The organism is Candidatus Rickettsia kedanie (genome assembly GCF_045865205.1).
Taxonomy (GTDB): domain Bacteria; phylum Pseudomonadota; class Alphaproteobacteria; order Rickettsiales; family Rickettsiaceae; genus Rickettsia; species Rickettsia australis.
Map to the genome: position 1 here is coordinate 111852 of NZ_BAABMM010000034.1, position 24534 is coordinate 136385.

A 24534-nucleotide genomic window follows, 5' to 3' on the forward strand; every position below is an offset into this window, starting at 1 on the left:
TAGTGGCAGCGTAATTTAGTTAATATTAATATATTTAAATAAATTGATAATTAAATATATTAATATAATAGATCGCTTAATTTTGGATAATGCACAATATAAAGAGCAATTTAGAAAAAATAAACTATTTAAAATTAAGTTAGATAGTACCCTACGAAAAAATAAATTTCTTAAACATTTTTGGATTTGTTCAGACGCATTTCAAAAAATGGTATTAGCAAGAGTAGTGTTTTCTGAAACAAAAGAATTTAAACAACTTGCATGGGAGCATCTTACCGATGAATTTAGACATAATATAGAATTATCCCAAAATCTAGAAAATGGTGAAGAAGTTACAGATTCTATTTTTGAAGCCTTAGGTTCTTGGTTTACACTAAAAATGATGATTCTTGGAGATAGTGAGCAAGCTGTTCTTGTCCATTTAGTAATAGAGTCTTGCGCTACTATATTCTATGAAACACTAGGATCAATATTTTTAAATCATAAGTCAGTAAAACATTTCAAAACACATATGCATCTTGATCCTGAACATGAACACATGAGAATAGATTTATTAAAACAAATAAATATTAATGATTCTTCTTTACTCACTATGCAAAAAAAAGGCTGGGATATGATTGACGCTCTGTTTACTAGGCTTGCGGAAATTACACAGGACTAATTGGATAATAGGATATCAGTAAATAAATTTTAACCGAATATTATAAATAGCAAAAATAAAAACTAATTAATTGACATTTAAAGTCATTATATGTATATCACTAAGACTTATTTATATATTAAAAATTTTTAATATATAAGCTATACGAATTTTAAATAATATTAATGGATTAAGTTATACCAAATACTCCGCGTACTAACAGCAACACCAAAAAGTATTTTTAGTAAACTTACTTATAAATAAGATTTAGCTACTACTATACGTGCTTATAATGCTGTAAATATACCTCTAGATGAAGCTTTCAAAACTTCATTACAAAATAATTCTTACAAAACTGTAAAACTACTACTTTCATCGGGTCAACTTAATCTTAATTGGACACCGAAGGAAATTCAGTTTTAATGAATATACTTCAATCACAAAATACTCCTCTACTAAAAAATTATTTTAGCAAGGCAAAAGCAGAAACTGATTTTAAATTATTTCCTTTAATACCTAATAATAGCGGTCATACAATTTATGAGATTGCTGCAGTAGCAGACAGTAAAAAAATTTCAAAAATTCTTTATAATAAAATAGCAAAGCTTCATGATCTTAATAAAATAGGAGTTCAATCATTAAAGGACATGAATTCGTCTTATTATATACTTTATCCTAATAACCTAGATACTCCATATGAGATGGAATTAAATGGAAAAATACTGTTACCAACAGCACAGAATAAAAACATAATACAATACTAATAGCGTTAGTATTAGTATTTGGTACAGCCACTAGTGTACGAACGTTGCCAAATCGTCATTGGTAATCCAGAAAAATAAGTAAAAAAATTCTGTAAATCAGAATTTTTTTACTGGATTGCTTTGTCAAAATCTTCAATTTTTCCTTGCAATGACGAAAATCATTAAACCTAAATCAACGCACTTACTTGCGATTTGGCGAAAAGCTTTATCTGAAAGTTAACAAAATTTAAATTACCTTTTGAACCTATTTCCGCAAATTTATGAGCTTTAAGTAATAGATCATAATCTTCTGCCAAATCAGCAAAGAAAAACTCCATTTCACCGCTTTGTTTTACTCCTAAAACCTCACCGCTACCTCGAAGTTTTAAATCCTGCTCAGCGATATAAAACCCATCATTAGTTTGTTTCATTATTTCAAACCTACCTCGTGCAACTTTTCCAAGCCTTTTAGGATTATAGAGCAATATACAATATGACTGCAAAGAGCCTCGCCCTACTCTACCTCTAAGCTGATGAAGCTGAGCGAGACTAAATCTCTCAGCGTTTTCAATAATGATCAAGGTTGCTTCAGGCACGTCTATTCCGACTTCAATAACAGTTGTTGCAACTAATATCTTAATTTCACCTTCCTTAAACTGTTTCATTATTTGGTCTTTCTGCTCGTTCTTCATCTTACCGTGAATAATACCGGTATAACCTTGATATATATTTTCGATAGAGTTAAAACGATTCATCACATCCATTAATAAACTATCCTCTTGCTTCTCCTCCATTGTCATCCCGTGTCTCCTCCACGGGATCCAGTCTTTTTTAATTTTTTTCTGGATACCGCGGTCAAGCCGCGGTATGACATCATGGGATGGACTCTGCTCTATCAATGGACAAATCCAATATACCCGCTCACCTGCCATAAGCTTCTTATTTATCGCTTCGATAATATGTTCTATCTTATTAACTGACATGGTATTTGTAGCGATAGGCAAACGATTTTTTGGCTTACCCATTAGCTTTGAGATACTCATATCACCAAACATAGTAAGGGCAAGACTCCGAGGAATCGGCGTTGCGGTCATAACTAAAACATCGGGATTTACTCCTTTATTTATCAGGTTCAAACGCTGCTGTACCCCAAATCTATGCTGCTCATCGATCACTATATAACCTAGCTTCTTAAAGCTTACTTTCACTTGAAATAAAGCATGAGTACCGACTAATATATCAATCTCGCCGTTTTCGAGCTGCTGCATGATATTTTTTCGCGCTGCCCCAAGGATTTTACCGGTAAGTAACGCAATTCTTATATTAGTATTTTTTAAAGCTTTAACACAAAACTCATAATGCTGATTGGCAAGCAAATCGGTTGGAGCCATAAGCGTTGCTTGAAATCCAGCTTTTACCACATTTACCATCGTCAGCAAAGCTACCAAAGTTTTACCGGAGCCAACATCACCTTGCAGTAATCTCATCATTGCTACTTTATCGCTTTGCTCAAACTCTATTTCTTCTATGACTTGCTTTTGGTATGGCGTTAACTCAAACCCTAACTCATTTAATATATTTGCTTGAATAGCTACAGCTTTCAGGTAAATATTACCTTGTCTTCTACTTATTTGCGTACGTACATTAAAAAGAGATATTTGATTGGCGATTAGTTCTTTGGCTGCTAGTTGTTTTTTGACCGACTCAGTGTCATACCTACTAGATTTTTCCGGTGTCATCCCACGACTTGATCGCAGGATCCAGTCTTTTTTTATGTTTTTCTGGATACCGTGGTCAAGCCACGGTATGACAACCTCGCTTACATGCAAAACCTTCAAACTCTGCAATACTTCATCCAAATATTCCTTCACTTCTTTATCTTCCACCACTTGACACTTCTCTTCAAATATCTCTATTGCTTTTATGATATATGAATATAGCTGCTTGTTACTAAGCAAGTATGTCAGGGAATAAATCGGCTCTATTTCTTTTGCGCGTTTAGGATTCGTAATAAATTCAGGATGCGAAATCTGCAAATAATGATCAAAAAATTGTACTTTACCGCTAATAATATGCTTTGTTCCGACTTTCAGCTTATTAAAAATAAACGGTGGTGGTTTATGAAAAAACACTAATAACAAAGCACCGGTATCATGGCTAGCCGTAATTTTTAAAGGCTGATTACTTTTTTTCGGTAAATTAACACTCTCAATTACAATTTCCGTTTGGATTATTTCCCCGTCTCTGACTTCCGTTAAATTGGGCAATAATATTTTATTTTGGTATGAAACAGGTAGATAAAATAATAAATCACGAATATTATTAATACCGAGCCTCTTAAGAGCAGATACGTTATCTTCACGTATATTGATGAACGTTCTTATAGAAGAAAATAAAAATTTTTCTAGAATAGTTAGCATATATTTTAAAGAATCTAAAACATATATTCTAAATTATTTTGCTAAGAAAATTAATAAGAATTTTTAGTTTACCTGATTATATTTGTTTGCTATTTTATAAAACAAATTAAATAGAGGTTAATATGTTTACTAATCCACAAGAAATTTATATACTGTAGAAGATTTAAAAAAATTAATGTTTGAAATGACTAATGTTATTGATATACCAAGTATACAGCCTAACTTCAATATAATATTAGATGAAAAAAGTCTTATAAAATCGCTAAACTTGATCCTATCATCTCCCTAGTTTTTCTTACTAAGATATGTTTACCCTCAGAACAACCGCACTCCTCTATTATATACAAAGCTTTAACAGATTGTATCCAATCTCAAGAAATAACAGGGGTTTACACTTTATTATTACTCCGCTTAACAGGTAATGACATTAAAGATGATAATAAATACCTTTATAAAGGAATAAAAACAGGAAATATAAAAATAGTAGATAATCTTTTACGCTACATGAATTTAGATCAAGAAGCACTTAATATAGCTATGGATCAAGGTGGAGTAATTAAAGATTTTATATGTCAAAAAAATACAAAACTCTACCATAGTGAATTTTCTCAGAATTATCTTACCGGCGAAACACAAGTAGATATTACAGGGGATTCAGAAAGTCATTCGGAATAAATATAGTTACATTGATACTAAAGTCGTTATTGCGAGGAAAGTACACATTAATTGACGAAGCAATCCAGTAAAATGCATAGCATTTTTATTATTTTTACTGGATTACCACGCTGCTTTTAGTCGCTCGCAATGACGGAGCGATATCCACGCGCGCAATGCCGCTTCACAATGATGTTTTTTGCAATGCTTATAAAGCTAATTTTAACCCTGCTCTAAGAATAGCTGAGGATTTCAAAGGCATACCTTCTAGAAACCCCGCTGTTTTGTACCCGCCTGAGCCAACTATCTTAAATGTTTCATTTAAGCTAAGCTCAAAATTAACTGCCCCAAGTCCACCTTGTTTACAGTTCTCTTTTAAAGGAGTAGCGGTTAACATTTTAGGCTGATTCCAAAATGCCGTTTCTAAACCTAAACCACCAAAATCGAATTCGATTAATTTATTTGCTTTAACTCCAACACCGTAAGATTTAAATTTCTGATGTTTGCCGTAATTAATATTAACTTGAATATATTTATTATCAACAACAAAATGGTTAACTAAACCACGCTCTAAACCGTATGGAGCAAGTATCGCTCTAGTCGCAGGTAAATATTTTACTTCTCCCAACTCAAACATTGGAATATTATTAAGATCTTGATTCATTATAAATGAATATCCTGAATAGAATAAAAACGGATCAAATAAATCTAAATAAGCATATGAACGAATTTTATTTTTAGTAATATAATTTTTACCGTATATGGAGTTAATCGCTTTTACATATGCATTTATATCATTACCGTCTTTATCTTTACCGTCAAACTTAGTACTAAAAATATAGCTTGCTTGATCTAGTCTTGTCCATAAATAACCTATACCGTAAGTAGGGTTCATTTTGTTACTTGTCATATATCTATCTTTAATATTTTCAGATAACAAATAGCTTGCTTGAATCCCACCTGTATCTATAGCAATTTGCTTATGAACGTGCAAAGCATTAAAATCTTTAACTTTAAAATATGTTGTACCCTTAAAAGGATCTACTTCATATTTTGTTACTTTTAAATCACATTCTCTTGCTCTTGCTCCATGACCTCCTATTTCATGATTACCTACCATAATCCAAGATGTAGCAGTAAATCTTGTAATATAACTTAAGATATTCATAGCTATATTATCTGAATCAGCAAATATAGCATCATCTAATTGACGGTAACCTTCAATCAATGACATAGCAGCATCGCTACTCGCTCTTGAGGACATATCTTTATCATAAGTAACTATATAGCTATAATTTTTTTTAGAATTTTCTTGAATTGTCATATCGTCATCAATATTTGATGTAGTTGCTAATACTGTTGATGAATACAAAAAACAAACCGCAATAGTTAAATTTAATTTATTTAATTTCATAGTATCATTAATTTTTATTAATCATAAGTAATTATAATATATACTCTTTTAAATTTGTAAAGTATTTTTTTAACATACCAAACTTGTGTATGTCCTTGACTTCTTTTGAAAATCCTCCTAATTTCTTAAAATAATAGATATTAAATAATTTAAAATTTATGAATAAAATCTATCCTTTGGCTGAAGCTGCTCTTGAAGGACTTCTTTATGACGGCATGACCATCATGTCAGGCGGATTCGGTCTATGTGGTATTCCTGAAAATCTAATAAATGCACTTCTTAAAAGCAACATTCAAAATTTAACTATTATAAGCAATAATTGCGGTGTTGATAATTTCGGACTTGGGCTTCTTCTTCAAACTAAACAAATAAAAAAATGATTTCTTCCTATGTCGGAGAAAATAAGATTTTTGAGCAACAATATCTTGATAAAGTACTTGAGCTTGAATTAAACCCGCAAGGAACTTTAGCTGAACGAATTAGAGCAACGTGCATGGGCATTCCGGCTTTTTATACTAAAACAGGTATAGGTACAATAGTTGAAGAAGGTAAAGAAACAAAGGAGTTTAACGGCGAAAAATATATAATGGAAACAGCACTTCAAGCTGACCTTGCTATTATTAAAGGCTTTAAAGCCGATAAAAGCGGCAACGTAATTTACAATAAAACTGTAAGAAACTTTAATGCAGTCATGGCAGGAGCAGCCAAAATCACAATTTGCGAAGTAGAAGAAATAGTCGATATAGGAGAGCTAGAACCTGATAATATTCATACACCTAATATTTTCATACAGCGATTAATAGTAGGTGAGAAATATGAAAAACGTATTGAACAATTAACTGTTAGAGACAAATAAATATGCCTTGGACTAAAGAACAAATGTGCAAAATAACCGCAGAAGAGCTTAAAGACGGGTCATATGTCAACGTTGGTATAGGTATCCCTACTCCTGTTACAAACTATATACCTCAAGGAATGAATGTAATATTTCAAAGCGAGAACGGTATGCTTGGTATGGGACCGTTTCCTTGCAGGAGAGGAAGATCCTGATTTAATTAATGCCGGTAAACAAACTATCAAGGCTCTACCTAAAAGTAGCTATTTTGATAGTACCTTTTCATTTGGGATGTGATTCGAGGTTCGCATGTCGATTTAACTATTTTAGGTGCTATGCAAGTCTCACAAAAAGGCGATCTTGCCAACTGGACTATTCCAGGTAAAATGGTTAAAGGTATGGTAGGAGCTATGGATTTAGTCGCTAACACCAAAAGAGTAGTGATTATAATGGCACATCAAAAGAGTAGTGATTATAATGGCACATAACGCAAAAGACGGCGGTACTAAATTATTAAAAGAATGCAGTGCCATTAACAGGCAAAAAGTAGTTAACATAATCATTACCGATCTTGGAATCTTTGATATTGATAAAGATGAAATGGTATTAGTTAGAAAGGCTGACGATGTTACTATTGAGGCGCTAAAGTCTAAAACTGAAGCCGCGTTTATTGTAGGCTTATAGGAGAGGTGTGGTTAGTATGGACCGGTTCATGTCATTCCCGCGTAGGCGGGAATCCAGTACTTTAAAGCTTGTTAACAGCTTGATTTAATCTCGCTTTATGATAGATTCCGCCTACGCGGGCATGACATAGGAAGCCTGCGGGTAACACCATTAAAAGCAAAATGAATTGTAATATTTATATAGAGAATAAAATGGTTAAAGTAGCTATCGTATATTATAGTGGATATAGTCATACTGCAAAAGTAGCTGAAGAACTACACAAGAGCGTAAAAGAAGCAGGAGCAAATGTTTCTATTATACAAATAAATAAGGACAAACCTGATAATATCGATTGGGATTTATTAGACAATGCCGATACTATTATTTTTGGAGTTCCAACCTATATGGGTAGTTTAGCCGGATCATTTAAAATATTTATGGAAGCTACCTCAACTAGATGGACACAACAAAAATGGCAAGATAAAATAGCTGCAGCTTTTACTAATGCTGCTTCTTATTCAGGCGATAAGTTATGCAGTATTCAACAGCTATTTCACTGCACTATTCAGCATTGTATGACTTGGGTCGGGTAAGCTGAAAGTTCACCAAATTTTGCCGATCATGAGATGCCTGATCCTGATAAAATTAACCGCCTTGGTAGCTGGTCAGGACTTATGACTCAATCTAACCATAAATCTTCCCCTAATATTGCTCCTAGCCAAGGCGATCTAAAAACTGCTAATTTATTTGGTAAAAGAATAGTTGAAGTAACTAAGAAGTTTAAATGGTAGACCCCGAATCGTCATTGTGCAGAAATTGCATAGCAATTGACGAAGCAATCCAGTAAAAAATTCTTATTTACAAAATTTTTTTAATTATTTTCTGGATTGCCACGTCGCCTACGGCTCCTCGCAATGACGGCTTAGGTATCCACACAACAAAGCATACTTAAAGATTAACTTCTAACAAATGGTGTTTTTTGTGAACTCCTATTACTTTGAATCTTTTGAGCATGCGTAGTCCTTTTAGCATCTAGTTCTCCTCGAGTTTTTAGAGCCTTTGGTTTATTGCTATTAACACTAATACCACTATGGTGACCACTATCGCTTTCACTTTCACTACTGCTACTATCACTCACTTCCACAGCAATTCTGCGTGCTAAAATTGATGCAATTTCAGTAGGTTTATTAACAGGCTTACTATGAGGATGTGCAACCGGTTTTCCTGTATTAGGATCAAATGCAACTTTTCTTAGATTTTTTGGTCCTGCTATTTCTCTCATTAAATCAGAAGTATCTATAGAAGGGCGTGGTTGATTTTTCGGTTTTTTAACCGTAGTAACTCCCACAGGCTTAGATAATGCCTCAGTCTGAGCCGGAGCCATAGTAGGCATAGGCGGTGGTGGCGGGGGTGATGGAATATGATTTTGTGATAAAGGAGGAGGCGGTGTTATATTATTTTCCAAAGGTTTAGCTATGGACAAGGTGGTCAAGATTGGCTCCTTTTTTGAAGTCATATGATTTGCAAGATTACTGACTATCTTTTTTAACTCCTCATTGTCAGGTAACTTTGCAATTACATCATTAATATTTCTTTCCTTATTTTCAATTAATTCCTCAAATTTATGCTTCGTTTTATATAATTGTTCATCAATCTTTCTAATTGTTCTAGTATTACTTTCTTTGTTTTTCGCTAAAACCTGCTCATTATTATTTACAAAAACATTTTTAATATTTTGCCAAATATTATTTAATTTTTCAAAAAATGTATAAGGTATTTCTTCTCTAATTTCAGCAACCTGTTTTTGTATTTCTTTAAGTTCTGTGATATTAGAATTCTCGGATATTAAATTTTGGATGTTTTGTTTTGTAGCATTTAAAGCATTATATTGTTTCTCTAGTTCTTCAGCCTTAATGAATTGTAAAGGATTTGTCATATGTAGAGCTGAGAATCTTTCAGGTTTGCTCTTATAGCTAAAATATACTTCTGATAATCTTTCTCTTTGCTCTTTAGATAAATCTTGCTTTGTTAAATCCTTAAAATTTTTTTCGATTTCTTCTTGTAATGCTTGCTTTAAAGGTACAGCTTTTTCCGCTATATTATATATCTTATTATCAATACTTTTTAATACTTTGTTATTATATTTTATCGTTTCATTTGTTAACTGTTCTTCACTTTTTACAAAAATATACTTTACTTTAGAAACTGTTTTTACAAGTCTTTTAAACCAAGGCAACGATCTATTATGTTCTTTTTCTAGTGCTTTAGTTTGATTTTGTATTTCGATTAAACCTTGCAACTTCTTATTTTGTGTGCATAATTCATTTACTTGGCTTAATATAGCATTTAAAGTATTATTTTCTTGTGCTAATAATTTATTTATATCTATTTCTTTAACCACACCATACACCTACTATAAATTAATGTAGGCATTATAGTAAATTTCTTGTACAAAAGCAAAGAGAATTTTAATTTATGTTATATTTAACGTAATTTTAATGATGATAAGCCTATAAGAGCGCATATAACTGAAATAATCCAAAATCTTATTATGACTTTTGATTCCGCCCAACCGTGTTTTTCAAAATGATGATGGAGCGGTGCCATTTTAAATATTCTTTTTCCTTTAGTAGCTTTAAAATAATATACCTGTAAAATAACAGATACCGTTTCAATAACAAACAAGCCGCCGACAATAGCTAAAACTATTTCATGCTTAGTAATGACGCTAATAATTCCAAGTACACCACCAAGACTTAAACTACCGGTATCGCCCATAAAAACTTCTGCCGGTTGTGCATTAAACCACAAAAATCCAAGACAGCTACCGACTAATCCCGCACACAATACTGTTAACTCCCCAGTATTAGGTATATAAGTTAACTGCAAGTAATACGAGTAAATTAGATTTCCTACTAAATAACTTATTAAAGCAAAAGAACCAGCAGTAAAAGCAATAGGAACGGTAGCAAGACCATCAAGCCCATCCGTTAGATTCACGGCATTAGAAGAGCCCACTATAACAAATATAGCAAAAACTATATAAAAATAACCAAGATCCAAACTTAAATTTTTAAAAAACGGTACGTTAAGTAAATGACTTGGATTTTTATCTAGATATTCTAGTAAAACACATATAATTAAGCTAATAATTCCTTGCAGTAAAAGCTTACTTTTGCCTCTTACCCCGTAATGGTTATTTTTAGTTACCTTAGCATAATCATCCATAAATCCTATAATACCGAAGCTAATAAAACCAAATAACGTAATCCAAATATATTTATTAGTTAAATCAGCAAGTAATAAAGTAGAAAGACTACTAGACAAAATAATCATAATACCTCCCATTGTCGGAGTACCTGCTTTTGTGTGATGCGATTCAGGTCCGTCTGAGCGTATAGGTTGACCGTTTTTTTGAAGCGATCGCAGAAATTTTATTAATATCGGACCCATTATAAAACTAAGGCTTAGAGTTATAATAATAGCAAGACCGCTACGAAAAGTAATATAGTGAAATAAATTAGCTATATGTGAATTATGAATGTGAGGAAGTAAAAGATTGTATAACATTTGTAGATTTAAATTAAAAAGTATATTTAAGGTATTATTGTATAGCTAGCAAAACGCACTCGATGTCATCCCGTGGCTTGATCGCGGTATCCAGCAAATAACTAAAAATACTAATATTATTAGTATTTTTCACTGGATACCGCGATCAAGCCACGGGATGACAACCATTGTACCAAACCACACAACATTAAAAATATTGTAGTGTATTTATTTATAATAATCAACAATCTTATCAAGTTTTATACCTCTTGAACCTTTTATTAAGATAAGCTCATTACCTTCAAATAAATCCGTAATATGTGTAATTAATTCATCAACATTTTTAAAGTATTTTTTAGCTATCTTGGAAGGAAGTAAATCATAAATATATTTAGTATTTATTCCTACTAAATAGATCTTAGAACAACCGACATCTAATATATAAGGCACTAATTCCTCATGTAACCGTTTAGAATTTTCCCCTAGCTCTAGCATATCGCCTATTATAGCGGTTTTATTCTCGGCCATTACTTGCTTTAAATATTCTAATGCAGCTTTCATTGACTTGGGACTTGCGTTATAGTAATCACAAATTACACGAGAATTTTGTATATTGATAATTTCCCCTCTTCCTTTAGTAGGATAAATATTTGCTAAGTGATTTGCAGCTATCTCTATATCTTTACCTAATATATCGATAATTAAAAGTACACCGGTATAATTTTTGGCAAAATGCCTAGGAATGAACGGTATAGTTATCTCTAAGGATTTATTATTGATCTTATATTTTAAGTAGACTTGCTCTCCTAGGTTTTCATATAAAACTAATTGTGCAGATGTATTATGCGATATGCCGAAGTTATATACCCTATCAATATAAAGGTTTTTTAATATCGATAATATTTTGCTATAACAATTAGTATCGGTATTAATAACAGCAATATCATTTTTGCTAAAATTTTCAAAAATCTCACATTTAGCTTCAGCTATCTCTTCAAGCGAGTTAAAAAACTCTAAATGAGCTTCCGAAATATTAGTAATCGCGGCAATATTCGGCTTTAATATTTGAACTAGTTCCCTTATCTCGCCTTTATGGTTCATACCAAGCTCAAAAATAGCATATTCCATATCATCAGCCATTGATGCAAGATTAATAAGTAACCCCAAATGGTTATTAAAGTTTCCTCTACCTGCAAAAACTAACGAAGCATGTTGTAATAATATTTTTAATGCTTCTTTAGTGGAAGTTTTACCGACACTACCAGTTATAGCTATAAATTTAGCTTTTGAATTCTCTCGTTTATATAGAGCCATTTTTTGTAGAGCTTTAAAACAATCATCGACTAAGATAATTTTATCTTTATCTGTTATCTCTACTTGCTTACTCACAATTACGGCTGCCGCCCCTTTATCTATAGCATCTAGAGCATAATCATGACCGTCTCTATTACCTTTAAGTGCTATAAATAAGTCACCTTTTTTAACATCTTGGGAGTTGAATTGTACCTCATTACAATTGATAGAATTAGAGATTGTTATACCAAGAGCAACACTTAAAGTTTTAGAGTTCCAGATCATATATTTTTGTTATTTATGTGTTGTTGTATGGCTTGTTTATGTCATTCCCGCATGGCATTGCCCACGTGGATGCCCAACCCGTCATTGCAAGCGACTGTAAGGAGCGTGGCAATCTCAGGATTTTGGCATGGGATTGCTGCGTCAATGCTTTGCCTTTCCTTGCAATAACGTTAGTTTCTCTACAATTTCAGCATCATTAAAAGGTAATTTCTTATCTCCTATAATTTGGTAATTTTCATGACCTTTGCCGGCAATTAATAAAATATCATCTTGTTTTAAATTATTTATACCATATTTAATAGCCTCTTCTCTATTTGCTATTTCCATATAATCCGCTTTCTCTATACATCTTATGATTTCGGCTCTGATCAGTTTTGGATCTTCATGACGTGGGTTGTCATCGGTAATTATTACGGTATCGGCAAGTGTTGTGGCTATTTGCCCCATAAGACTTCTCTTTGTTTTATCACGATTACCGCCGCAACCAAAAACTACGATTAGCTTACTATCACGTAATTTAATATTTTTCAGCTCTGTTAAAGCTTTTTCAAGAGCATCCGGAGTATGGGAATAATCAACGAAAATATTAGTGTTATCTATCCGTTCCATTCTGCCTTTTACCGGTTGAACTTGCGTTAGAATTTTAACTATTTTATTAAAATCAAATCCGATATAATGAATGCTAAGAGCGGCAATTAACAAATTGCTAGCCTGAAAACTACCGATTATAGAGGTATTAAAACTACATTCTCTACTATTAAATGCAAAATTAATATTTTGTCCTTTTAAAGAACCATTCATTTTAGTTATTTGTACATCAGCTTTTTTTCCAACAGTGATAAATTTAATATTATGGTTACGCAGATAATCTTTAATAAACTCTATTTCTTCTATATCAGAATTTAATATTGCAAGACCGCCTTGTAATAAATGCTCAGTAAATAATTTCAGTTTGGCTAATAAATAATTTTCTTTTGTATAGTGATAGTCTAGATGATCCTGACTAAAGCTAGTAAAACATGCGATATTTACTTTTATTTCCCCAAGTCTTGCTTGATTAAGACCCTGACTAGAAGCTTCAAAAGCTAAATATTCTATATTGTTTTCAGCTAAATTATGGGCAATTTTTCTAAAGCTTAAATAATCAAGTGTGGTTAATTCCGGTACATCATTTATAAGATTATCGCAGCCAAAAATCTCTACACCTATCGTGCCGATAGATGCGGCTTTTTTTCCAAGTAATGAATATGTTTGAGCTATATAGGACACTACCGAGCTTTTGCCGTTAGTACCGGTTACGGCTATCAAATTCTTTGGTTTCTTAGGATAAAAGATTTCTATAGCTTCATATAAAGCTGCTTGTACATCTTCTACGTAGATTATTTTATCTATAGTAACACTTTTTTCATTGTCCGTAATGACTAATGCTGCCGCCTGATTTAAAGCATCATTTATAAAATCATTTCCATCGACATTTTGTCCCTTAATCGCAAAAAAGACATCATTCTCCTTAACGGTTTTAGAATTAATTGACAAACCTTTTACTTTATATTGTTGAAATAATTGTTTTAGGTTATAAGACATGTTTATTATGTTAAAAAAAAATGTTACCGTCATTGCAAGAAGAATTACGCAGTAATTCGACGAAGCAATCCAGTAAAAAATTCTGTAAATCAGAATTTTTTTAATTATTTTTTTTGGATTGCCGCGTCGCTTCGCTCCTCGCAATGACGACCTAGGTATCGACGCAGGCAATGCAGAGCTAGGGATGACATCGAGTCTACGCCTCCGATAAATTCCAAAGTAACTGATTTGCCTCAGTAATTATATTTTTATCTACTAATTTCTTAATATATACTAATTTATTATCCGGTTTGATTTTTACCTGATTAGAGTAAGTACTAACGAATTTCAAAATTTTATCGGTCATATCGGCATTTTTATAAAATTTAATCACAAATCCGTTATCTCCTGAATCTAAATTCTCAATGTTTAACTTAAAGCATAATAGTTTTATTTTTACAATATCAAGTAAATTATTAAATTCAATCGGTAGTGAGCCGAATCTATCAATCATCTCATCTTTAAATTGCTCTACTTCTATCTCATTGCTTAAATTACCTATTCTTCTATATAGACCAAGTTTAAGGGCTGAATCGGATATATAATGATCGGGAATAAAGACGGATAATCCTAAATTAATAGTCGGGATAAATAGCTGTTCCGAGACAATCGGTTCATTTTTAAAAATAGCTATTTGTTCTTCCAGCATTTCTTGATAGAGTTCCGTACCTACTTCTTTAATTTGTCCTGATTGTTCTTCACCTATCAAATTACCGAAGCCCCGTAAATCCATATCATGACTTGCAATAGTAAAACCTGAGCCTAAAGCACAACTATTTTGTATGATCTCTAAACGTCTTAAGGAGTGTGATGTCATCTTTTTATAACTTGCTACCATTAGATAGGCATAGCCCCGTACTTTACCTCGACCTATCCGACCACGCAATTGATATAGCTGGCTAAGCCCCAGCATATCGGCTTTATGTATAATCATGGTATTTGCTTCAGCTATATCAATTCCTGATTCTATAATAGTAGTTGAGACTAGTATATCGAATTTACCGGCATAAAACTCGCTCATAACCTCATCAATTTTACTCGGGGTCATTTTTCCGTGAGCTATTTTATAGCTTAATTCCGGCACGATGTGTTTTAATTGTTTTTCGATATCCTCTATATCTTTAATTCTTGGAACTACATAAAAGCTTCTTCCACCTCTAAAATGTTCGCGTAATAATGCATCTCTTATAATAACGGAATCAAACGGCATAACCATCGTCCGAACTTCCAACCTGTTTAGAGGCGGCGTTGCAATAATACTAAGTTCTTTTAAACCGTTCATTGACATTTGCAGCGTTCGAGGAATCGGTGTTGCCGACATTGCAAGTACATGGGAAGAGGATTTTAGTGATTTAAGAAATTCTTTTTGACCAACACCGAAATGCTGTTCTTCATCGATTATTAACAATTTCAAATTAAAAAATTTTGTATTTGTATGTAATAAAGAGTGAGTGCCTACTATTATATTTATTTTACCACTTTCAAGTTCCGCTCTTATAATCTTTGCTTCTTTAGAACTAACAACACTAGATAATTGTTTGATATTTAAACCAAAACCCTTGAACCTTTCTATGAACCTTGAAAAATGTTGACTACATAAAATAGTCGTCGGTACAACGACAGCTACTTGAGGTAAATGTTCATTTAGAGATTTTGCTACCATAAAGACGGCACGCATTGCTACCTCTGTTTTACCAAACCCGACATCACCGCATATTAACCTATCCATTAACATACCGTTTCTTAGATCTTCTTTAATATCGTTTATAGCGGTTAACTGGTCTTCTGTTTCGCTGAAAGGAAAATTAGCACAAAATTTATCATATTCTTCAAGGTCAAATTCAACGGCAGCACTGCTATTAAGTTTCCTTTGAGCCGCTATTTGTATTAAATGCAGTGCTATCTCTTTTATACGATTTTTAAGTTTCGCCTTACTTCTTTGCCATGAGATGCTGCCAAGCTTAGCAAGCTCCGCATTATCATTACCGTATTTCTTTATTACCTCTATATTTTCAACCGGTATATATAATTTATCATTGCCGGCATATAAAATCTTTAAAAAATCATGCAGCTTGCCTTTGATTTCTAAAACTTCTAGCTTTAGAAACTGCCCTATCCCATGATCTTTGTGAACAACAAATTCGCCTTCAACTAAATTATCAAGCTCCAACAAAATATTTTTAAGTTTTTTGTTAGTGTTTGTAGGACTAGGCTTTTCTTCTAATAATTCACTAGCGGTAATAAATAAATATTCTTTCGTATAAAAGCTTTGATTTAAGGGAATTATCCCGACATTTATTACTGAAGCCTTAGCCTCATCTAATTTATTTATCTCATTATATTTATATTCATAATTTTGAATGATGCTTTTAAGTCTCTCAAGACCACTTAAAGAAGCTGCACTTATTACGGTTTTTTTAGAAGAATGAACTTTAATAATCTCTAATAATTTATCAAAAACCGTTTTCTTTTCTATAAAACTTGTAGCGGCTATATTTTCAATTAAGCTAGCTTGCTCTGAGTTTTCAAAAGTAAGTAGTATATTATTTTTTTGTTCTAGTAATTCCGTTATTTCAGAAGCGGTAAAATATAAGCTAGTCGGTGAAAGAGTGGGATAGAAACTATTAAATTTAAGTTTATTTGTCTCTGATCTTGCGAAATAAAAATCATTATAACTATGTTCAAACTCTAAAATGGCTTGTTTTGACAGATTATCGAATATGAAAATAGGATTGTTTAGGTAATCTACTAAACTAGAGCAGGAATCGTAAAATAACGGGAGTAATTGTTCATATCCTGGGAATTTTCTTCCAGATATTACCGCCTCATATAAAGGATTATCAGTATGATTAACTCCAAAATTTCGTAAGTAATTATTCTTAAAATTACCGATTGTTTCAGAATTTAAAACTATCTCATTTGCAGGACTAATCACAAGTTCCATACAAGATTTAGTTGAAATTTGCGTATCAATATCAAATTCTTTTATTGATTCAATATAATCCCAGCTAAAATTAATTCTATAAGCTTTAGGACCAGGCAATATTATATCAATGATTTCGCCTCTAACCGCAAATTCCCCAACATCGATGCTACTCGCATTTCTGGTAAAACTATTTTCTACTAGAAACATAGCAAGCTCATCCGTAGTAAATTTCATTTTAGGGGATAATTTCAAAAAATATTTAGACAAAAAATCTTTCGGCGGTAATTTGTTTAATAAGTTTGCTGCATGAGTGATGAGTAATTTACCGTTATTATTATTTGTTGTTAGCTTGGTTAATGTTTCTGCACGTCCCGATAAGATATTTGTATTTGGTGACGTATAGTCGTAAGGGATAGTATCATAGCTTGGAAAGTAATAAATATTTTCATTAGAAGAAAAAAATAAAGCTTGCTTGTATAATTGCAACGCCTCCTCTTCATTACTCACACTCAAGATAAAATCTTGCTTAAGATTCTTAGTAAAATTATCAATTACTAAGAAAGATTTGGCAGTCGTCGGAAATTTTTGTTGTAACATTCTACAGGAGTTTATATTTTTGCTATTTTGCGTAATTTATCAATTATTTCGGCATCTAGATAAGAAGGAGCAGAAGATTTATTATTAATCCAATTATAAAGGTCATTATCGTTTTGATCAAGTATTAAAGTATAGCCTTCAAGTTTTTTTTCATCCATTAAGGATAGGTACTTTTCGGCAAAGCTACCAAGTATATAATCCATTTCTTTGCAACCGCGATTTTTACTACGGTAAAAAAGTTTTTTTTGTAAAGAGTTTTTATTTAATTTATTCATCTATAACATCTTGCAAAATTTTTTTATAATAATATTATTAAAGTTATCAAGGTTCTATGAACAAAATTCTATGAACAAAATTTTAATTATTTATATTTTAAGGTATTTTTTAACGAGAATTAATAAGATTTTTACAGCAATAGTTGTTTCTATTTCAAAAAAAATCTTATAATTTCCAGCAAAAAAGAACTACAATAGATTATTTTAAATTTTGTTTATAGAGCCACCAAGATCATTTTAAAATGCTTTAATAATTAAGCACTCTAATAAATCCATTTTACATGGGTAAAATTCTATTAACTTTTATTATCAATAACAGCAAAAAAGCGTAAATATGTCGGTTCAAAATATCTGTTCTACAAAAGCTTATGATATACTAATTTCAAATGATAATGCTTTTCTTGTGGATGTTAGAACTAGAGCAGAGTGGCAACAAGTTGGGATACCTCATTTAGCTAATAAAAATAAGGTAATCTTTCTAAGCCTGCAATTGAATAAAGATTTTGAAGATAATTTTTTATCTATTATTAATGATAAAATAGGTGCAGCAATATTTTTTCTGTGTCGTTCAGGATATAGGTCATTTATTGCGGCAAATTTTATAGCTAATATTGGTTATAAAAATTGTTATAATATTAGTGACGGCTTTGAAGGAAATAATCAAGACAAAGGCTGGAAACAAAATAACTTACCGTGGCAGTTTTAAGTGAGTACTAATCAAATAATTTTAATGGATCAAGGTGATAATTATGTAAATGTCTGGAGTCACGTGGCTCAAGATCTTTACAATCATTACGGTGAAACTCTATATAATAGCTGGTTTAGTAAAGTCAATTTTATAGAGTCTTCATTAAATACCGTTATTCTTTGTGCCCCTACTAACTTTGTTAGAGATTGGATAAAATCCAAGTACTCTATGGTCATATTGCAACTATTTCAACATTATAATAATACCATTAAGTCGATTGACATAATTACTAAAGAGCTACCTGGAACAACCCAAACAGTTATAGAATTACCTACTAAGACTTTTGCCGATATCGGCAGTAGTGAACTTAATTCAGAAAATATCTTTTCAACCCTTGACGTACGTTTTACTTTCGATAATTTTGTGGTTGGAGCCCCAAATGAGCTAGCTTATGCAGCAGCAAGAGCTGTTGCGGAATCATCAGGTGCAGTTTCTGAATCTAATCCGCTTTTTCTATATGGCGGGGTTGGACTCGGTAAGACGCATTTAATGCATGCAATCGGTTGGTACATCAAGCAGAATAACCCAAGCCGCAAAGTAATATACATGTCGGCAGAAAAATTTATGTATCAGTTTGTTAAAGCTCTGCGCAACAAAGAAGTAATCTTGTTTAAAGAGAAATTCCGCTCGGTTGACGTGTTGATGATTGATGATATTCAATTTATTTGCGGTAAAGATAGTACGCAGGAAGAATTTTTCCACACTTTTAATACATTAATTGATAATAACCGTCAAATGGTTATTTCTTGTGATAGGTCGCCTTCAGATTTAGATAATATTGAAGATCGAATAAAATCTCGCCTTGGATGGGGCTTAGTTGCCGATGTTCATAGTACTACTTATGAACTGCGACTCGGTATTCTAGAATCTAAGATCGAGCAAATGAACGTTAAAATACCGAAAGACGTAATTGATTTTTTAGCATCTAAAATCGTTTCAAACGTTAGAGAACTTGAAGGAGCGTTAAATAAAGTGATAGCTCATTCTAATTTTACTTTAAAAGAGATTACGCTCGAAAATACACAAAATATTTTAAGAGATTTATTACGTTCTAATGAAAGAATAATTACCGTTGAAGATATTCAGAAAAAGGTAGCTAGCCGTTATAATATTAAATTATCCGATATGTCTTCGTCACGGAGATTACGAGAAGTTGCAAGACCGCGTCAAATAGCTATGTATCTTAGTAAAGCATTAACGCTAAAAAGTCTTGCAGATATCGGTAAAAAATTCGGTAAAAAAGACCACACGACGGTTATGCATGCTATTAAGAAAGTAGAAGAATTACTGGAAAACGATATAGAATTACGTGAAGAGATTAATTTGCTGATGAAAATATTGCAGAATTGAATGTCGTATCGTGCCACCGCTGTCATCCTAGCTAACTTGATTGCGGGATCCAATTAAAAAATACTAAAATTATTAGTATTTTAAGGTGTTCTGCTGGAGACCGTGGTCAAGCCACAGTATGACATTGAACAGGTTTTTCGATCCACGCAACAATACCTCCACAGGAATGACATAGATATATACCAAATGCTCTCAAAAAACGATTTAGTAAAAGAAATTTTTTCAAGATTATCCGGAAAGTACCAAATTAACAAAATTATAGATAATGATGGTTACGGTGAGGAGATGGCGTATTTTCTACCCGAAAGTTTAAATGAATTAATCTATAAAGAGGAATTACAAATTCACTATAACGACTACGATTATCAAATCCACGCTAATAAAAAATATAGATATATTTTTAAGAATAGTAATATTACAAAATATTTTACTGCTCCTGAAAATAGCTTATTTCATCGTTTAGATTTTATAGATAACTCAAGAGCTATAGGTAGCCATTTATGCGGCAGCGATGAATATAATGCTACCTATATATTTTTAAATCCTGACTCATTTTACCTAAATTATAAAATCTTTGGACCTCAAAAAAACTATAATATAATATTAATACTGTTTTTAATCGTATATAGTATTAGTATGTTCTCCCATTAGTTTAAAATATTCTTTCATACTATCGTCTATAGTAGTTGTTTCCACAGTTTGATTACTATAATCACCATTTTCATCATATATATCTTTTTTTTTAGAAGAAGAAAGTTTTAATCTCTTTTTAGACGAGGTAGGAGAAATAGTTTGATTAAATTTCAAGGTAATATCTTTTAATACTTCGTTATCTATAGATTTTTTCTTCAGTAATATATTCAGAGGCATCAATATCATACCATTCTTTTACTTTAGCACATAAAATTTGCAGAATTTCAGGTAATATTTTTTTGATTTCTTTCTTGAGAGATGCTTGTTTTTGAGCTAAAAACCCTTCAATATTTTTTAAGCTTTCAGTAAATTCCAAGTAGGTTATCTCAATTCAATCCTTTAAATCTCTTTAAAAATCCTTTTTTTCAAGAGATTTAGTTTTTGTAAGCTTTAAATTACGTTCTCCTATATTGTTTACTTTAATTAAAGCAGTTAAATTTTGGTCTAATGAATTTAATAAATCCGTAGGACAATGTTCTAGTTTATTAACTTGTTCTAAAAAATGTTTGATATCATTGATTGTTATATTATCCATTTTTTTGTAAAATTGCATTGAAGATAAGATGTCAAATATTCGTGCTATATTTGCTAATTTATAATTATTTAATTTTTCACTAAGCCATTCTATTAATATATTACCTTCTTTGATAAGTAATAGATCACCGTTTTGTACATTTGTAGTGTCATAATTCATAGAATAAGAATTTGGTAACACATATTCATAGTTTTTAATATGCCTCTTGTTTGAGCAACAGCATGCTCGGTAGACATAGGAAAAAACTCCTTATTTGATAAAAATATACTATTTTTGTCAATAAGTTCTAGAAACATCTGAGTTATAAATAAGGTTGTATTATTTCTATATATTTTAACTACAAATAATAAATATGTTAGCTTTTCAGCAAAATAGTTTAAATCACGCGGTAGCTCTTGTATAGTTTGTGAAGCTTCTTTATTTTTTATAACTTCAAATATACGTTCTATAATATTATTTTTATGTTCTAGCCTTTGATTAAATTAAGATAAGATTTCATCATATGTTCCAAAACCCGGTACATCTGTTTGTATATTACCGCTTTTGTAATGCATAACATGATTAGCTGTAAATGTTTTTTTCATAGTATTAGGGATATTACATATAGTAGAAGAATTATCATCCATACCATATAACATTACAGATTTTAGAGTAATCTTAGTTGTTTTAGTCAATGCTAACAACTCTTTAGAATTATTTATTGTAAAATTTAATGAGTTATTACTTATGCTTTTTAAGTTGATATTACTGTTTTGCAATTCTTGTAATAATACTTTCTTTGCATGCTAAGCAGTAATACCGTCTGCTAAAGCAAATATCTTAGGGAATATAGAGTGATTTGGATAAAATACACACTGTAATAGCTCTTGCTAATCCTTATCACTTATATTTTCTTTGTTATAATCTTTAAATAATTTATTAAAAGCAGTGTTTATAATTTGTAAGTTTTCTTGTAAAGACTCATTATCTACAGTTAATATTTCAGATTTAATTTTTTTATAAGTATTTCTAATAGCAGAATATTTAACAAATCTATCGGCTAAATTATGTAATATTAAACCAAGTCTAAGTTTTAATCCTTTAGAGGTACTAACATAACTAATATCAAGTATATTTCTTAATAAAAAATCAAGATGTTGGGGTGAGGTGTAATTTTCTTTGACTCTTCCTCAGAAGAGCTGTCTAAGATTTCGTATTTTAGTGTCATTATTTATAGTAGCATTAAGGTTTAATTATTTAAAATATATTGTTATAAAGTCGTTTAAATTATCTACAGCATCAGCGAGAGGCATTGCTTCACCTATATAAGGCAGATAATCTACATTAGCAACATGATCATTTTCAGATATTAAATCTTTAACATTCAAAATTACTCCAGTATTTCCCTCGAATAAATAAAAAAAATGCCAAAGCTTTAACTATTTCACCTTTTATAAGATGCTTAGATAATTCTTTTGTCCATAAGCAATTACATCTTTCAGTACTGTTTAACTAGTTAATTACTGAGGATTCCATTTTCTTTATTTCAGCTGCTAATAAATCTGGATTTACATCGCTATTACTAGGATTACTTAGCATATCTCATACCATTATAGTTATAATATTCACTATAGTTACAATTTTATTGTATAAGTGAAATTTTGTTAAGTTTATACAGATAAATTTATTGACAGTTATTAACTTTTGTTATACACTGCCGTACTATGTAAATCTTTACGGTATTGTTTATGATGGCAGACAAATTTTATAGAGTAGGTTCATTTTCCGGCGGTGGAATTAAAGGTATAGCTGACTTCGCGGTACTTATAGAAATCGAAGAGAGAACAGGAAAGTCTATTTCTGAACTATTCCCCATTATTACCGGTACTAGTGTCGGTGCTCTTATTGCTGCATTATTAACAATTCCGAAAGAACCAGGTTCAAACGAACCAAAATATAGTGCTAGAGAAGCCCTTGAGATATTTAAGTCAAGTGCATGTGATATATTTCCTGATACTTTCCTAGGTGCGGCTAAGCGGTACTTTACTCATAAATATAGTCAGAAGCCTTTAGAAAAATTATTAGAAAAATATTTAGGCGATAATAGGATGGATGATACTACTTCCCGCCTTATTATTCCAGTAGATGATTTGACTGCTAATGGTGGAGCATTAAAAATTTTTGACAGCTTTCACAGGCATAGCATTCATACGACGGTAAAAGACGTATTACTTGCAACGACAGCTGCACCTACATATTTTAAACCTATTAAGAATGAAGAGGCTGTGCCAGAATATAATTATGCTGCAGGTACTCCTTATGTATATGCAGATGGGGGACTCGATGCTAACAGGCCGGCACACATAGTTTTACAGTTGCTTAAAAAAGGTTATCTACATAAAGAGCAAAGTCATATACGCGAAGAGAAAATCCTCACACGTGAAGAGCAGAAAGAGATATTAGACAATACTATGGTTTGTGCATTCAATTTCAGTCATGACATCGAACCTACGAGTTCCATACCTAAAAGCAGCTTTGACGGGATAATAGGTTGGCTTTTAAAAGGAAAATTAGTCGACAGGATTATGCACAATATGGAAAATGCTTCCACTATCGAGGTTCGAAATGATTTACCCGGAGAAGATGAATTTTTTGAAATAAGATTACCTATGACTCGAGAGACTGCAAGTTTAGATGATGCAAGTCCTAAAAATATCCAAAAATTAGAAGAAATAGGACGTAAATATGTAGCAGAGAATAGCGAACAAATACAAAGATTATGTGATACTTTAATGGATAATTTAAATAAAGAACAAGCAGCTAATCAATCTATAGATTTAATAGATGAAGGCTTTGCAGAAGAAGAGAATATAGAAAACAACGAGGATGCAGTTAATACACCAATAGCTCAAGCTCTAGGTTCTAAAGATATAGAACCTGGAAAAGAAGAATTATTAGCAGGTATCAAGGAGTTTTTAAATCCATTTATTGAAAAAAATCCAGAAGCAAAAGCAGATATAGAGGTTTTTTTACACGAAATAAAAAATTGGACATTAGAAGAAATTGAAAATGGTATTGTTAGTTTTAAAGAAGCTAGCTTAAAATGGCAAGCCGAGCAGAATAGCCTTGATGTATCTAGTAGCTGTAGTATGGAAGCCTTAAAGGAACAGATAGACCTTGAAGGGATAGATGATGAGGTCTCAAACCATGAGATTTTAGCGTAATGATTTTTGGTATCTCTAACTTTCTTTATGTCATTCCTGTGTAGGCAGGAATCCAGAAAATAACTTCAATATTAATATAGAAGTTACA

The 24534-nt window shown here is 31.7% G+C and carries 22 protein-coding genes and 4 pseudogenes; 12 read left to right on the forward strand and 14 right to left on the reverse strand.

Annotated elements, in window-relative coordinates; all coding sequences use genetic code 11:
- Positions 1 to 58: 58 nt before the first annotated feature.
- On the forward strand, positions 59 to 661 hold the full coding sequence (locus ACKTSD_RS05270; RefSeq protein WP_412708336.1) for a hypothetical protein: 603 nt from the start codon (positions 59 to 61) through the stop codon (positions 659 to 661).
- Between the two features lie 401 nt (positions 662 to 1062).
- The gene (locus ACKTSD_RS05275) at positions 1063 to 1404 is read left to right on the forward strand and encodes a hypothetical protein (RefSeq protein WP_412708292.1); all 342 of its coding nucleotides are present in this window, start codon (positions 1063 to 1065) and stop codon (positions 1402 to 1404) included.
- 167 nt (positions 1405 to 1571) lie between these two features.
- Here ACKTSD_RS05275 and ACKTSD_RS05280 read toward each other — a convergent pair.
- Positions 1572 to 3080, reverse strand: a pseudogene (locus tag ACKTSD_RS05280) (ATP-dependent DNA helicase RecG); the annotation flags it as partial.
- A 276-nt stretch (positions 3081 to 3356) separates the two neighbouring features.
- Positions 3357 to 3803: pseudogene (locus ACKTSD_RS05285) on the reverse strand (ATP-dependent DNA helicase RecG); the annotation flags it as partial.
- 504 nt (positions 3804 to 4307) lie between these two features.
- Here ACKTSD_RS05285 and ACKTSD_RS05290 point away from each other — a divergent pair.
- On the forward strand, positions 4308 to 4478 hold the full coding sequence (locus tag ACKTSD_RS05290) for a hypothetical protein (RefSeq protein WP_412708293.1): 171 nt from the start codon (positions 4308 to 4310) through the stop codon (positions 4476 to 4478).
- Between the two features lie 187 nt (positions 4479 to 4665).
- Here ACKTSD_RS05290 and ACKTSD_RS05295 read toward each other — a convergent pair whose 3' ends face one another.
- A complete protein-coding gene (locus ACKTSD_RS05295; RefSeq protein WP_412708294.1) occupies positions 4666 to 5871 on the reverse strand; it encodes a hypothetical protein in 1206 nt (401 codons plus the stop codon).
- Between the two features lie 158 nt (positions 5872 to 6029).
- On the opposite strand from ACKTSD_RS05295, the pseudogene ACKTSD_RS05300 reads away from it, so the two are divergent.
- From ACKTSD_RS05300 to ACKTSD_RS05320, 5 genes and pseudogenes are all read left to right on the forward strand, one after another.
- Positions 6030 to 6727: pseudogene (locus tag ACKTSD_RS05300) on the forward strand (CoA transferase subunit A).
- Positions 6728 to 6750: 23 nt separating this feature from the next.
- Positions 6751 to 7194, forward strand: a pseudogene (locus tag ACKTSD_RS05305) (CoA-transferase).
- The gene (locus ACKTSD_RS05310; RefSeq protein WP_412708295.1) at positions 7184 to 7390 is read left to right on the forward strand and encodes a succinyl-CoA:3-ketoacid-CoA transferase; all 207 of its coding nucleotides are present in this window, start codon (positions 7184 to 7186) and stop codon (positions 7388 to 7390) included. The pseudogene ACKTSD_RS05305 and the gene ACKTSD_RS05310 overlap by 11 nt, the downstream one beginning before the upstream one ends.
- 161 nt (positions 7391 to 7551) lie before the next feature.
- The gene (locus ACKTSD_RS05315) at positions 7552 to 7962 is read left to right on the forward strand and encodes a flavodoxin family protein (RefSeq protein ID WP_412708296.1); all 411 of its coding nucleotides are present in this window, start codon (positions 7552 to 7554) and stop codon (positions 7960 to 7962) included.
- A gap of 33 nt (positions 7963 to 7995) precedes the next feature.
- Positions 7996 to 8160, forward strand: a complete 165-nt coding sequence (locus ACKTSD_RS05320; RefSeq protein WP_412708297.1) for a hypothetical protein — start codon at positions 7996 to 7998, stop codon at positions 8158 to 8160.
- A 164-nt stretch (positions 8161 to 8324) separates the two neighbouring features.
- Here ACKTSD_RS05320 and rickA read toward each other — a convergent pair whose 3' ends face one another.
- The 6 genes from rickA to ACKTSD_RS05350 all read right to left on the reverse strand — a co-directional run bounded on the left by rickA (position 8325) and on the right by ACKTSD_RS05350 (position 17917).
- Entirely contained in the window at positions 8325 to 9770 is a 1446-nt protein-coding gene (gene rickA / locus ACKTSD_RS05325) for an Arp2/3 complex-activating protein RickA (RefSeq protein WP_412708298.1), read from the reverse strand.
- A gap of 83 nt (positions 9771 to 9853) precedes the next feature.
- Positions 9854 to 10939 (reverse strand): phospho-N-acetylmuramoyl-pentapeptide-transferase, encoded by a 1086-nt coding sequence (mraY, locus tag ACKTSD_RS05330; RefSeq protein WP_412708299.1) that lies wholly within the window; start codon positions 10937 to 10939, stop codon positions 9854 to 9856.
- A 207-nt stretch (positions 10940 to 11146) separates the two neighbouring features.
- The gene (locus tag ACKTSD_RS05335; protein ID WP_412708300.1) at positions 11147 to 12496 is read right to left on the reverse strand and encodes a UDP-N-acetylmuramoyl-tripeptide--D-alanyl-D-alanine ligase; all 1350 of its coding nucleotides are present in this window, start codon (positions 12494 to 12496) and stop codon (positions 11147 to 11149) included.
- A gap of 141 nt (positions 12497 to 12637) precedes the next feature.
- Positions 12638 to 14080: a UDP-N-acetylmuramoyl-L-alanyl-D-glutamate--2,6-diaminopimelate ligase gene (locus tag ACKTSD_RS05340; protein ID WP_412708301.1), complete on the reverse strand. Its 1443-nt coding sequence runs from the start codon at positions 14078 to 14080 to the stop codon at positions 12638 to 12640.
- A 196-nt stretch (positions 14081 to 14276) separates the two neighbouring features.
- Positions 14277 to 17642: a transcription-repair coupling factor gene (mfd, locus tag ACKTSD_RS05345; protein WP_412708302.1), complete on the reverse strand. Its 3366-nt coding sequence runs from the start codon at positions 17640 to 17642 to the stop codon at positions 14277 to 14279.
- Positions 17643 to 17653: 11 nt separating this feature from the next.
- Positions 17654 to 17917: an FAD assembly factor SdhE gene (locus ACKTSD_RS05350; protein WP_014412533.1), complete on the reverse strand. Its 264-nt coding sequence runs from the start codon at positions 17915 to 17917 to the stop codon at positions 17654 to 17656.
- A gap of 334 nt (positions 17918 to 18251) precedes the next feature.
- Between ACKTSD_RS05350 and ACKTSD_RS05355 the strand changes: the two genes are divergently transcribed.
- The 3 genes from ACKTSD_RS05355 to ACKTSD_RS05365 all read left to right on the forward strand — a co-directional run bounded on the left by ACKTSD_RS05355 (position 18252) and on the right by ACKTSD_RS05365 (position 20666).
- Positions 18252 to 18623 (forward strand): rhodanese-like domain-containing protein, encoded by a 372-nt coding sequence (locus tag ACKTSD_RS05355; protein WP_412708303.1) that lies wholly within the window; start codon positions 18252 to 18254, stop codon positions 18621 to 18623.
- Positions 18624 to 20015: a chromosomal replication initiator protein DnaA gene (gene dnaA, locus ACKTSD_RS05360; RefSeq protein ID WP_412708304.1), complete on the forward strand. Its 1392-nt coding sequence runs from the start codon at positions 18624 to 18626 to the stop codon at positions 20013 to 20015.
- Between the two features lie 186 nt (positions 20016 to 20201).
- Positions 20202 to 20666, forward strand: coding sequence for a DUF6314 family protein (locus tag ACKTSD_RS05365; RefSeq protein WP_412708305.1), 465 nt, complete (start codon positions 20202 to 20204; stop codon positions 20664 to 20666).
- On the opposite strand, the gene ACKTSD_RS05370 is transcribed toward ACKTSD_RS05365, so the two are convergent.
- The 5 genes from ACKTSD_RS05370 to ACKTSD_RS05390 all read right to left on the reverse strand — a co-directional run bounded on the left by ACKTSD_RS05370 (position 20631) and on the right by ACKTSD_RS05390 (position 22610).
- Positions 20631 to 20885, reverse strand: coding sequence for a hypothetical protein (locus ACKTSD_RS05370; RefSeq protein WP_412708306.1), 255 nt, complete (start codon positions 20883 to 20885; stop codon positions 20631 to 20633). The genes ACKTSD_RS05365 and ACKTSD_RS05370 overlap by 36 nt on opposite strands.
- Entirely contained in the window at positions 20845 to 21024 is a 180-nt protein-coding gene (locus ACKTSD_RS05375) for a hypothetical protein (RefSeq protein ID WP_412708307.1), read from the reverse strand. The genes ACKTSD_RS05370 and ACKTSD_RS05375 overlap by 41 nt, the downstream gene beginning before the upstream one ends.
- A gap of 33 nt (positions 21025 to 21057) precedes the next feature.
- Positions 21058 to 21402, reverse strand: a complete 345-nt coding sequence (locus ACKTSD_RS05380) for a hypothetical protein (RefSeq protein WP_412708308.1) — start codon at positions 21400 to 21402, stop codon at positions 21058 to 21060.
- A 323-nt stretch (positions 21403 to 21725) separates the two neighbouring features.
- Entirely contained in the window at positions 21726 to 22001 is a 276-nt protein-coding gene (locus tag ACKTSD_RS05385) for a hypothetical protein (RefSeq protein WP_412708309.1), read from the reverse strand.
- 474 nt (positions 22002 to 22475) lie between these two features.
- Entirely contained in the window at positions 22476 to 22610 is a 135-nt protein-coding gene (locus ACKTSD_RS05390; protein WP_412708310.1) for a hypothetical protein, read from the reverse strand.
- Between the two features lie 360 nt (positions 22611 to 22970).
- Here ACKTSD_RS05390 and ACKTSD_RS05395 point away from each other — a divergent pair, with 360 nt between their 5' ends.
- The gene (locus ACKTSD_RS05395) at positions 22971 to 24446 is read left to right on the forward strand and encodes a patatin-like phospholipase family protein (protein WP_412708311.1); all 1476 of its coding nucleotides are present in this window, start codon (positions 22971 to 22973) and stop codon (positions 24444 to 24446) included.
- The last annotated feature ends 88 nt before the right edge of the window (positions 24447 to 24534 follow it).